Source organism: Myroides pelagicus, assembly GCF_009711055.1.
In the GTDB taxonomy this organism is placed as follows: Bacteria; Bacteroidota; Bacteroidia; order Flavobacteriales; family Flavobacteriaceae; genus Flavobacterium; species Flavobacterium pelagicum.
This window is the reverse complement of record NZ_WMJY01000055.1, coordinates 1-11,838: the sequence shown is the minus strand read 5'-3', so window position 1 is coordinate 11,838 and position 11,838 is coordinate 1. Positions and strand designations below refer to the sequence as shown.

The 11,838-nt window shown below is 32.0% G+C and carries 9 protein-coding genes, 2 tRNA genes and 1 pseudogene; 4 read left to right on the top strand and 8 right to left on the bottom strand.

From position 1 onward, the window contains the following. The first annotated feature begins 24 nt into the window (after positions 1-24). Positions 25-792 carry a Mu transposase domain-containing protein gene (locus GJV77_RS14080; RefSeq protein ID WP_193563682.1) on the top strand — a complete coding sequence of 256 codons (768 nt, stop codon included), beginning with the start codon at positions 25-27 and terminating at the stop codon, positions 790-792. 12 nt (positions 793-804) lie between these two features. Further along, entirely contained in the window at positions 805-1,539 is a 735-nt protein-coding gene (gene istB, locus GJV77_RS14075) for an IS21-like element helper ATPase IstB (RefSeq protein WP_155036967.1), read from the top strand. 94 nt (positions 1,540-1,633) lie between these two features. Here istB and GJV77_RS14070 read toward each other — a convergent pair. The 3 genes and pseudogenes from GJV77_RS14070 to GJV77_RS14060 form a co-directional block, all read right to left on the bottom strand. After that, positions 1,634-2,092: pseudogene (locus tag GJV77_RS14070) on the bottom strand (AAA family ATPase); the annotation flags it as partial. 179 nt (positions 2,093-2,271) lie between these two features. Next, a complete protein-coding gene (locus GJV77_RS14065; protein WP_155036966.1) occupies positions 2,272-4,818 on the bottom strand; it encodes a DEAD/DEAH box helicase family protein in 2,547 nt (848 codons plus the stop codon). Between the two features lie 56 nt (positions 4,819-4,874). Continuing rightward, positions 4,875-6,020, bottom strand: coding sequence for a tyrosine-type recombinase/integrase (locus GJV77_RS14060; protein WP_155036965.1), 1,146 nt, complete (start codon positions 6,018-6,020; stop codon positions 4,875-4,877). Positions 6,021-6,083: 63 nt separating this feature from the next. Between GJV77_RS14060 and GJV77_RS14055 the strand changes: the two genes are divergently transcribed. Beyond that, positions 6,084-7,400 carry an IS1380 family transposase gene (locus GJV77_RS14055; RefSeq protein WP_155036964.1) on the top strand — a complete coding sequence of 439 codons (1,317 nt, stop codon included), beginning with the start codon at positions 6,084-6,086 and terminating at the stop codon, positions 7,398-7,400. 294 nt (positions 7,401-7,694) lie between these two features. Here GJV77_RS14055 and GJV77_RS14050 read toward each other — a convergent pair. From GJV77_RS14050 to thrS, 5 genes are all read right to left on the bottom strand, one after another. Next, positions 7,695-7,779: transfer RNA gene (locus tag GJV77_RS14050), tRNA-Ser, on the bottom strand. Between the two features lie 169 nt (positions 7,780-7,948). Then, on the bottom strand, positions 7,949-8,293 hold the full coding sequence (rplT, locus tag GJV77_RS14045; RefSeq protein ID WP_155036963.1) for a 50S ribosomal protein L20: 345 nt from the start codon (positions 8,291-8,293) through the stop codon (positions 7,949-7,951). Between the two features lie 103 nt (positions 8,294-8,396). Next, on the bottom strand, positions 8,397-8,594 hold the full coding sequence (gene rpmI / locus GJV77_RS14040) for a 50S ribosomal protein L35 (protein ID WP_155036962.1): 198 nt from the start codon (positions 8,592-8,594) through the stop codon (positions 8,397-8,399). A 59-nt stretch (positions 8,595-8,653) separates the two neighbouring features. Further along, positions 8,654-9,211, bottom strand: a complete 558-nt coding sequence (gene infC / locus GJV77_RS14035; RefSeq protein ID WP_162521639.1) for a translation initiation factor IF-3 — start codon at positions 9,209-9,211, stop codon at positions 8,654-8,656. A gap of 50 nt (positions 9,212-9,261) precedes the next feature. Beyond that, positions 9,262-11,214: a threonine--tRNA ligase gene (thrS, locus tag GJV77_RS14030; protein ID WP_155036961.1), complete on the bottom strand. Its 1,953-nt coding sequence runs from the start codon at positions 11,212-11,214 to the stop codon at positions 9,262-9,264. Positions 11,215-11,596: 382 nt separating this feature from the next. On the opposite strand from thrS, the gene GJV77_RS14025 reads away from it, so the two are divergent. Continuing rightward, a tRNA-Ser gene (locus tag GJV77_RS14025) sits at positions 11,597-11,681 on the top strand. The last annotated feature ends 157 nt before the right edge of the window (positions 11,682-11,838 follow it).

Genomic DNA, 11,838 nt, shown 5'->3' with positions numbered 1-11,838 from the left:
CCGGAATAAGTGGTGCAGTATTGGGTGGAATATCCAAACATTACCTATAGCCGAATATACACCAAACTACATGGTCAGGTCTTTTACAGTTTAAATCAGCTAAACACAGCTATCAAAAAACTTTTAAAGCCTTACAACGACCATCCTTTTCAAAAGAAACAAAGCAGCCGAACAGAGATGTTTTTAGACTTTGAAAAACAAGCACTTAAATCTTTACCAATTGATTTATATCCTATTAAAACTTATAAAACAGCTACTGTATTAAAAAACTACCACGTTGATTTTAGAGAGGACAAACACCACTATAGTGTTCCATATCAGTACTTAGGAAAGAAAGTAACTCTTATTGTAGATCAAAATATTGTTGAAATCTATCATAACTATCAACGCATTGCTGTTCATCCTCGTAATAGGAGAACTAGTGGATACTCAACCTTAAAGGAGCATTTGCCGCCAAAAAGCCAATATAATGCGGGTTGGAGTGAAGAGTATTTTCTTAGTTGGGCCAATAAAATAGGCCCTGAAACAAAAGCTTTTATTGGGAAAGTACTGCAAAAACAAACCTTTGTAGAGCAAAGCTTTAAATCATGTGTAGCTGTTTTATCTTTTGCCAGTAAAGTAGGAAACAATAGATTAAACTTAGCTTGTAAACGTGCGTTAGCTTATGAACATATAAGCTATAAGGCTATTGAGAATATTTTAAAAAACGGATTAGATCAACAGGAATTAGAACAAGACGTACAATCTATCCCTGAACATGAAAATATCAGAGGAAATAATTATTTTAACTAAATCTTTATGTTTATGAATGTTAACGCAACAATTGAAAAAATGCAAAAACTTAGGCTTAATGGTATGAAAAGGGCCTATGAATCATCCTTAGAAACTAAGACTATAGACTCTTTTACCAATGACGAGTTTATAGCCTGGTTAGTTGAGGCAGAAGATAACCAAAGAAATAATGATAAGACTCAGCGGCTTATAAAAAATGCTAGATTCCACTATCAAGCTAGTCTACAAGAGGTAAGGTTTACTGCTGAGAGAAACTTAGATAAAAATACTTTTATAAGGTTATCAGATTGTAGCTTCATTGATCGAAATGAAAATATCATCATTACTGGCTGTACTGGAACTGGAAAAAGCTACTTAGCTACTGCACTTGGCTTTCAATGCTGTGTAGCGGGTTATAAAGTAAAATACTACAATTTAGGTAAACTATTACATCGTTTGGCTATGACTAAAGCTGATGGTAGTTATTTAAAGGAATTGCTAAAATTAAGCGCCACTGATGTACTTATTTTAGATGATTTTGGATTACACCCCATTACTGGTGATAAGCAACTTATACTAATGGATATTATTGAGGATCGTAACCATCATAAAACAACTATCTTTTGCTCACAAATACCTGTAAAAGCATGGCATGATTTATTTTCTGAAAAAACAATTGCAGATGCGCTTTTAGATAGAATAATTCACTCTGCTATTCGTTTTGAATTAGAAGGTGAATCTCTCAGAAAAATAATCAAAAAACAATAACACTTTTTAGCTATATTTATACTACTAAAAAACAAGGCGAAGAACTGTTCACTTTCATACCGGAATAGACTGTTCACTTTCAGTGGAATATTCAATTGAGTACATAATCTTGTTTAGTTCTCATGGTAGCTATTATATGGGCTGAACTCTGTAGTATCTTATCTACAAAACTTTTTTGTCTAGGTGTTACCTTAGCCCAATTAGTAAAAGAATTACCTACTAGCTTAGAATGAAAATCTAATAATTCATCCCAACAATGAGATATACTATCAATAATAATAACTTCCATGTTAGCTTGTTCACATATTTCTATTGCCTTAATATAAGCTTCAGGAGTAAAAGGTGGTTGAAGTGATAGTACATTATAACTTCCTAGGTGTGCATATAAATCAGCACTACCATTCTCTGTGTCTATAATAGCAACTTTAGATAAGTCACCATTAGTTAAACCTTGTGCTAGTAATAAACTTGAATAAGTTTTTCCTGAACCTGCACTTCCTTGGAGAGCCATTTTAATCTTGGCTCTCTTTCTTTCAGATTGTCTTAATTGCATAATTTTTTTAGTTTAATAATTATTATATATAGAAAATCCCCTGTAATATTTAACTACAGGGGATTAATTGGATTTTTTTGTAAGCAAAAAAAGTGTCTTTAGGTATATATTGAAAAATCCTTCCCATTTTGTTTTAATACTATATAGGGGGCAAAACAAAACGGGAAGGATTTTATATTTTATGAATTTAATAAGTTTAGAAAATTAGGATACTCGATTAATTGGTGGTCTTCAATAAAAAATTCTTCTGTTACCTTATGTACATTTTTATTAATCTCCTCGTTATTAATCCTATATCTATTACCTTTAAAGAAAGCTTCTTTTATAACATTATAAAAATATTTAATCTTATCAGACATACTAGAATTTTGTCTGGTAAAACCTAGTTTAAAATCAAAAATATTATTTTTAATAAAGTAATCTTTTGCAAGTAATGTATCTATCATCCTATTAAATCTAGGATACTCATCTTCAGTAATAAAAATAAAATCAGCATCAGGACTAACAGGTATGTAGTTTACAATTCTACTTCCACTTCTTATAGTTGTATTAGAAACAGTAATTTTAGAAATAAAGTACTTCATTGACATATAAGCATCTATTAATTCTTCTGTACTATCTTCAACTCCTATTAATCCCTCTTGTATTTTATTACTTAAATTAATAGCATGTAGAATATTAGCTCTAAAATAATCTGCTCTAGTATAAGGTTGAGCAAAACTATCCCCATTAGTATTAATACTATAATAAGGTGAATATCTATAGTTATGATAAACAGCTAAGATTGCTTGTTCAATATATTTATTGTTACTTGTAGATTCTACAGTTATTATTTGCCCATTAGTTCTAAGCATATTAATATTGAAATGTTCAAACAAAGCATTTCTTAAATACATATAAAATTCTCTATCTGTATTATCTAAAATATTAGAAAAGTAATTTTCATCCCTATTTTCTTCTTGTCTCCAAAAATTATTCAAATCATTATTAACAAACAAATCAGTATAATATAAGGCATTCTGATAATAGTCAGACTCTATTATATTACTATAAGATCTAGTTAAATCTTCAACTAAGGTTTCTTGATTAACTGTAATTCCAGATTTGCCATGTATCTTTACTAATCTACAATTGATAAATTGATTAGTAATAGCATAATAAGTTACAATAGAAGATAAATCACCTCCAAAGAAAGGATATTTGTTTACTAAATATTTTTCACCTGAAGTAATTATAAATCTTTCTAAACTAGGAAATCTTATCTCAGGAGTATGTAGAATCTCACTAGTATTAAAAAACTCTAATTCATCCTCTACATTCTTTCTATAGACATCATTATAGTAATCTTCTAAAATATTCTTTTGATTATTAATAGGAATGTACTTAACTAAGTTTTCACTACCTTCTGATGCTTCTTTTCCATTAGTATATAACTGTCTAAACACTTTTATTTTATCTTCTTCACTAAAAAAAGGTACAGTAGAATAATCAATTATATCAGGGCTAGGTAGAATCACATGTATTTCTCCTTTTTTTCTTTGTCTTGCAAATGCTTGGATAATTGCATTAATACCATCTGTGAAGATACCATACCCATTCTTGAATAAACTCTTTGCTCCTTTAGGAGGCATTATAATAACAAAAGCATGATTTTCTTTTTCAATACTAATTCCTGTTTTAAAGTTAGTACCAACATTACATTTTGAAGAATCATATCTATTTGTAGGTATTTCTCTGTTAGGTCTTTGATTATTATCTAAACCTGTTGTACAATTTTGTATCTCACCGTATTTTTTGATTAAGATATTTCCAATACTATTTTCTTCAGTAGTATTTTTACAAATATTATCTGCTAAATTCTTAGAATAACTTAATATATCTACATCCTTTCCCTCTGCAATTAATGATTCTACAAGATTAACAATACTTTCATCATTATGATAATATCTTAGGTTATTGTTATAATGAAGATATAAGTCACTTTGATTTTCAGGTACACGTATTCTCTTTGACTCTATAAGTTGTATCTTCTTATCAGTTAGATTGGCTAGGTACTGTATCACAATTTTAGATGCTTCATTAAATGTAGCACTAATGATTAGGTTTTTGTGTATTACATTTCTCCACTTCCATAAAGTAAAAATATATTCTTCTTTAAAATTATGTATGGCATCATGAATTTCATCATATATAAATACTGCTTTCTTATTGTTATCTTCACAGTATTTTACCATTGCATTAATATAATCTCTTTTAGCTTGAGAGTTAATTAGTGCATCTTCACCTGGATTTCCTAATAAAGCATTAACAGTAAGTATATGTACTCTTGAGTCTATAGGATTAATATCTCTGTCTACTCCAATGTTTTCATATCTATATATTTTATTTTCAGGAATACCACTGTCAATAGTCTTATTATAGTACTGTTGTACTAAGCTCATATAAGGTGATGCTATAAATATAACATACTCTTCTCCTTCTAAATCATAATATTTCTTTACTAGTTGTATTATTGAATAAGTCTTACCTTGTCCAACTCCTGCATTAACAACAACAGTATTTTTAGTACTCAGCTCTATTGCATTTTGTAATACTTCATTTATATAACCATCTGTATTAGGTTCAATAATAATCTTGTCAGGTACATTAAAAGATTCAAAATCTTCAGGATTTAGTTCTTTAAATTCAATTGGGTAATCATTGAATGGTGTAATTAGTTCTTCCATTAGTAATAAATTTAACTGTACCTATATATTAGGCACAGTTAAATATATAAACATTATTACTTTAATTTACTAGAGAGTCTATTTATATGCTCACTAACCTTAGTATTAACTATTTTTCCATAATGTTCTTGTGTCATAGTTATCTTAGAATGTCCTAGAAGCTTTGAAACTATTTCTATAGGTACATCATTATATAATAGTACTGTAGTAGCAAAAGTCTTTCTAGCTGTATGATGAGTTAGTAATTTATCTATACCTACTATAAAAGCTATTTCCTTCAGATAGGAGTTAAACCTTTGATTACTTATCTTGGGCAGCAGCTTTTCTTGTTCTTCTTTTTTATTCTCTAGTTTCTTTAATAACTCAAGGGCTCTAGGTAATAAAGGAATAGATAAAGTTTTACTTGTCTTTCTACGTGTCATTTTAATCCACAGGTTATTATCAAACTCTTTTATAATATGTTTTCTACTTAGCTCATTCATTTCATTGTAGGCTAATCCTGTATAACAGCAGAAAACAAACATATCTCTTACTCTTTCTATTCTCTTTTGAGAGAAGTTATAATTTTCTAGCTTCTTTAATTCTGCTTGATTCAGGTATATTATTTCTTTTTTCTGTTTTTGAGGTTTATAAAGTATGAAAGGATCTTTAAATAAATATTCTTGTGCAATAGCTACTTTAATAACTCTTCTAAACCTCTGTATTGTTTTTATAATAGTATTGGGTTGAAACTTCTTTTCAGTCTTTAAATAGAACTCAAAATCTGTAATGAAGCTATATCTTAATTCCTTCAGCAGGAAATCTTTCTTCTTGTATTTAAACCACAGGAAATCTATTAGATGATTTAATGTCTGTATGTATTTCTCTAATGTATTCAGAGATATTTCTATATCTATTAGTTTCTTCATTCTATTATTATGATAGTAAAAAGCATCTATTAGAGATTTATCTTTATCTTGAGTTTCTCCTATGTACTGTTTATAGATTTGCTCAACAGAGAAATCTGTTTTCTGTAGTTCTAAAAATAGAAAAGCCTGATTAATCTTATTCTTAATCAGGCTCAGTTTTGAATTTATAAATTCATTTTCTTCAGTAGGAGGGTGTACTTTTTGTTTAGTATTCTGCCATAATTTAGGTTTTACAAATAAACCTGTAGCAAATTGCTTCCTTTTGTCTTTGTAGGTTAATCCCACATTCCGCATTAGAAAAAGATGTATATTTATTAAGTGTAATTCCTAACGCGTAGCGTTAGAAAATTTAAGCCTATGAATTTTGATCTATCCTTTACCAACAAAGAGATTACACCATGGGGTGGAATGGTCTTTTTAAAGCAAATGTTAGATAAAATAGACTTTAAATCTCAGATTAATTCCTGTGAAAGTCTTCCTTGTCAAAATTCTAATAGGGCACATGATGTTGATGTGATCTTAGAGTCTTTTATGACTAGTGTTTGGTGTGGTGCAAATCGTTTTTTACACACAGAAGTAACTAGACATGATAAAGCTCTTGGTAAAATCTTTAACTGGCGAACTTCACCAGGTCAAGATGCGTATAAACGTTATTTCTCCAAGTTTGATGCTAGTAGTAACATTGAAACTGCTAAGCACTTCTTTGAGTGGTTTTTTAAAAACATCAACTTAAATTACTTTACCTTGGATATTGACTCTACTGTCATAACTCGCTATGGAGAACAGCAACAAGGAGCTAAAAGAGGATATAATCCCAGTAAACGCGGACGTAGATCTCATCATCCAATTATAGCTTTTGTAAATGATATTCGTATGGTAGCCAACTTTTGGTTGCGAAGTGGGGACACAAGTTCTGCTAATAACTTTATTAGCTTCTTAGAGGATACTTTATCTGTTTTTGGAAATAAGAAAGTAGGCTTAATACGGTTAGATAGTGGTTTTTTTCAAAAGGATATTTTAGATCATTTAGAGTCTAAACCTATGAACTACATCATTGCTGCTAAGTTTACTCATCCAGTACAAAGATTAGTAGATAACCAAACCTCTTGGCTAAATGTCGATGAAGGTATCCAAATAAATGATACCTTCTACCAAGCTAAGAATTGGGAAAAACCTAGAAGAGTTATTATTGTAAGACAAAAAATAAGTAAACGCCCACAAGCGCCTGGAAAAACATTAAGTCTGTTTCCAGAAGATGAAATACACAGAAATTACAGGTACTCCGCTTATGTTACAAACTTGGAATGTGGAGCTTATGACGTATGGAAAAACTATCGAGCAAGAGGTGATGCAGAGAATAGAATCAAAGAGCTAAAACAAGATTTTGGAGCAGAATCTTTTAATCTAAAAGACTTCTATGCTACCGAAGCTGCCTTGATCTTTGTAATGATTGCTTACAATCTAATGGCTCTTTTTAGAATGTTTGTTTTACAGGAGAAAACACAAAAATCACTTTCTACATTAAGATATAGAACCTTTGCTATTGGAGCTTATTTTGAAAAAACAAAAGACACAATCAAGCTTAAAATAGCACTGGTCAAGAAACGACGAAAATGGTTCGTAGGTTTATGGGATTACCCTTTAGACTTACCTTTAAATATACCTAATGCGTAATCTGGGTTAATCTACAAGCTAGAGGGGCTACACCCAATTTATTAGTTCTGTGTTTAGATATAACAAACAGAATATTTAGTTTATGTATTTTGTTCATATGTATCAGTAAATTTTAGTGAAATGAGATATGCTACCTCTAGAAAAAACATGCTACCTTTTTGTATACCTATTAAGAAGATAAGGCTGTATAAGTAGTAAATAAGTAAAATACTCTACTTTAGATATAGAGTATTGAATAACAATAACTTATATATGCAAAAAAAGCTACCTAATTGGTAGCTTCTTATAATTTCGCGGAGAAAGAGGGATTCGAACCCCCGGACCTGTTACAGTCAACAGTTTTCAAGACTGCCGCAATCGACCACTCTGCCATTTCTCCAGTAGTCTGCTTTACTTTCGTATTTCGAGTGCAAATGTAAACTATTCTTTAATATCTGCAAATACTTTTTACTACTTTTTTGACAATTTTTTCGTTAAATAAAAAGAGCCCTACCAAGGTAGAGCTCTTTATATATTAAGTAAGATAAATCAGATTTGACAAACGTTTATTATTTTACTTTATTTACGATAGCTGCAAAAGCTTCAGGGTGATTCATCGCTAAATCTGCAAGAACTTTACGGTTCAATTCGATATTGTTAGCTTTTAATTTACCCATGAATTGAGAATAACTCATTCCGTGTAATCTTGCACCTGCGTTGATACGCATAATCCATAATGAACGGAAGTTTCTTTTCTTTTGTTTTCTATCACGGTAAGCATAAAGCATTGCTTTTTCTACCGCGTTTTTAGCTACTGTCCAAACGTTTTTACGTCTTCCAAAGTATCCTTTGGCTTGCTTCAAAATTCTTTTTCTTCTTGCTCTTGAAGCTACTGAGTTTACTGATCTTGCCATTTCTCTAAATGTTTTTTTGTAGTGAGCGACTATCTTTCAAGTACTTCCAAATCTTAGTTTGCTACACTCCAGGGTTATTAATTTTGTTTAACCGTAATTAAGATTAGATTAATCTTAATTGATCTTTGATGCTGTTAACATCTGCTTTATGCACTAATCCAGAGTGCGTTAAAGCTAATTTACGCTTTTTAGATTTTTTAGTCAAAATGTGACTTTTAAAAGCGTGTTTTCTTTTGATTTTTCCAGAACCAGTCAACTTGAAACGTTTCTTAGCACTAGATTTAGTTTTCATTTTAGGCATTATTTCCTAGGTATTAATGATTATCTTACTTACTATTTCTTCTTTAATTTTGGTAAGGATTACGCCTTTTTCTTCTTAGGGGCGATAAACATAGTCATACGCTTACCCTCTAACACAGGCATAGATTCTACTTTACCGTATTCTTCAAGATCTTGAGCTAATCTTAATAATAAGATTTGTCCTTGATCTTTATAGATGATCGAACGACCTTTGAAAAATACAAATGCTTTAAGTTTTGATCCCTCTTTTAGGAACTTTTCAGCATTTTTCTTCTTGAACTCGTAATCGTGTTCATCTGTTTGAGGACCAAAGCGAATCTCTTTTACAGTGATTTGAGTAGACTTAGCCTTAAGCATTTTATCGCGCTTCTTTTGCTCGTAAAGGAATTTTTTATAATCAATCACTTTACATACAGGAGGTTCAGCATTTGGTGATATTTCAACCAAATCTAGCCCCTGCTCTTCTGCGATACGCAATGCTTCAGCTATCTTATATACACCCATTTCAACATTATCTCCCACAAGTCTAACTTCTGGAACACGGATGCCATTATTTGTTCTGTGCGCATCCTTCTTTTCTTCGCGAGGTCTAAAACCTCTGTTGTGTCTTACTGCTATGGCTCTAAAAGTTTTTTGCTTGTTTTTACCAAGCGTTATACATAATATTTTTACTCTCCAAATTGTTTCACAGAGTTATTTACTTCTTCTTGAATCATTGAGATAAACTGCTCAATCTTCATTGTTTGGTTAGACTTACCAGAATCCCCATGTCTTCTTACAGAAATCGTTCCATTTTGCTCCTCTTCCTCCCCTACAATTAACATATATGGAAATTTTTGAACTTCTGCTTCTCTAATCTTCTTACCGATAGTCTCATTTCTGTTATCAACCAGCGCGCGAATTTCGCTATTTTCTAGCAAATTTAAAACTTTTTCTGCATATTTTTCGTATTTCTCACTCAAAGACAGGATTATAGCCTGTTCTGGCATCAACCATAATGGGAAATTACCTCCTGTATGCTCTAATAAAATTGCTATAAAGCGCTCCATTGATCCAAACGGTGCTCGGTGAATCATAATAGGACGGTGCAATTCGTTGTCTGATCCTTTATAACTTAAATCAAAACGCTCTGGAAGGTTGTAATCCACCTGGATTGTTCCAAGCTGCCAGCTTCTCCCCAAAGCATCTTTTACCATAAAGTCTAACTTTGGACCATAAAAAGCAGCCTCACCACTTTCTATCACATAGTTTAATCCTTTATCCTTTGCTGCATTGATAATCGCTTGTTCAGCTTTTTCCCAGTTATCTACACTACCAATGTATTTATCTGGATTATCTAAATCACGTACTGACACCTGAGCTGTAAAGTTTTCAAACCCTAAAGATCCAAACACATACAACACAAGATCAATTACTTTTTTAAATTCACTATCTAACTGGTCTGGTGTACAGAAAATATGCGCGTCATCTTGAGTAAACCCACGAACACGTGTTAGCCCGTGTAACTCTCCTGACTGCTCATAACGATACACAGTACCAAACTCTGCAAATCGTTTAGGTAAATCCTTATATGACCACGGTTTTGAATTGTATATCTCACAGTGATGAGGACAGTTCATAGGCTTAAGCAAGAACTCCTCCCCTTCTACTGGTGTGTGAATAGGCTGGAAACTATCAGCTCCATATTTTGCATAGTGACCTGAAGTCTCATACAATTCTTTTTGTCCGATATGAGGTGTTACTACCTGCTCATATCCTGCTTTTTTCTGCGCTTTACGCAAGAACTGTTCTAAACGCTCTCTAAGCGCTGCCCCTTTTGGAAGCCATAACGGCAACCCTTGACCTACTCTTTGTGAAAAAGTGAATAACTCCAACTCTTTTCCTAACTTACGATGGTCGCGTTTTTTCGCTTCCTCCAATAATGCTAAATACTCTGTCAGGTCTTTTTGCTTAGGAAATGAAATTCCATATACACGAGTTAATTGCTTATTATTCTCATCACCTCTCCAATAAGCACCTGCTATAGATAAAACCTTAAACGCTTTGATAATCCCTGTATTAGGTATATGTCCTCCACGACACAAATCACTAAAATTGTCGTGATCACAAAACGTAATAGTTCCATCTTCTAAGTTTTCGATTAACTCTACTTTGTATGGATTCTCTTCTTTTTTATATAATTCTAAAGCTTCAGTTTTAGTCGCAGAACGCATAGTGAAATTATGTTTACCACGTGCCAACTCTAAAACTTTATCCTCTATCTTTTTAAAATCTGCATCAGTTACCTTGTGATCCATGAAGTCTACATCATAGTAGAATCCATTTGTAATCGCTGGTCCAATAGTTAATTTAATCCCTGGGTATAACTCTAGTAAAGCTTGCGCCATTACGTGTGAGCTCGAATGCCAAAAAGCTTTCTTCCCTTGATCATCATTCCATGTATATAAAACTAAACTACCATCGGTGGTCATTGGGGTTGTGGTTTCGATGGTGGTACCATTGAAGCTTGCAGAAATAACATTTCTTGCTAGACCTTCACTTATACTTTTTGCAACATCGAAAGGAGTAACACCTGAAGCGAACTCTTTCACTGAACCGTCTGGTAATGTAATTTTTATCATAATAGTTTTAAAAAATAAAGTGCAAATATAGAGATTTTACTACAGAATCACAAGAATCATAGCCCCTTTACACATTTTTTTTAACAATCTAACTCACTTAATTCCCTCTCAGTTTCATATCTTTCCTTAGCCTCTCCTACGGTCGCTAATCTTCGTTTCCCTTTCTTTCATACTTCATCTCACCCACTTTCACTTACAGTCTTACCGTTTCTCTCCACATTTTTTAAAAAACATTAAAAATAATCACAACTTTATTTATTTAAAAATTAAACAGTTACCACAAAAGCTTCTTCCAAATTGTTTTTTTTAACACAAAAACTCTTGCAAACCCCAGTATTTACTGTACATTTGCACTCGCAATACGAAAGTAAAGCAGACTACTGGAGAAATGGCAGAGTGGTCGATTGCGGCAGTCTTGAAAACTGTTGACTGTAACAGGTCCGGGGGTTCGAATCCCTCTTTCTCCGCTGATTTATAAAAGATAACTTTTTAAAAGTCATCAAAAAAGCACAAAACCTATGATTCACAATGAGTTATAGGTTTTTTCTTTTTTAAGGGTATCGCATTTTATTCAAAAATGGGATCAATCTCAAAAGTTGTGTGTGAATTAAAAAGGACAGACCT

Bases quoted from the DNA above. Each gene is read 5' to 3' on its own strand.
- istB (WP_155036967.1), top strand. From the start codon at position 805: ATGAATGTTAACGCAACAATTGAAAAAATGCAAAAACTTAGGCTTAAT.
- GJV77_RS14065 (WP_155036966.1), bottom strand. From the start codon at position 4,818: ATGGAAGAACTAATTACACCATTCAATGATTACCCAATTGAATTTAAA.
- GJV77_RS14060 (WP_155036965.1), bottom strand. From the start codon at position 6,020: ATGCGGAATGTGGGATTAACCTACAAAGACAAAAGGAAGCAATTTGCT.
- GJV77_RS14055 (WP_155036964.1), top strand. From the start codon at position 6,084: ATGAATTTTGATCTATCCTTTACCAACAAAGAGATTACACCATGGGGT.
- rplT (WP_155036963.1), bottom strand. From the start codon at position 8,293: ATGGCAAGATCAGTAAACTCAGTAGCTTCAAGAGCAAGAAGAAAAAGA.
- rpmI (WP_155036962.1), bottom strand. From the start codon at position 8,594: ATGCCTAAAATGAAAACTAAATCTAGTGCTAAGAAACGTTTCAAGTTG.
- thrS (WP_155036961.1), bottom strand. From the start codon at position 11,214: ATGATAAAAATTACATTACCAGACGGTTCAGTGAAAGAGTTCGCTTCA.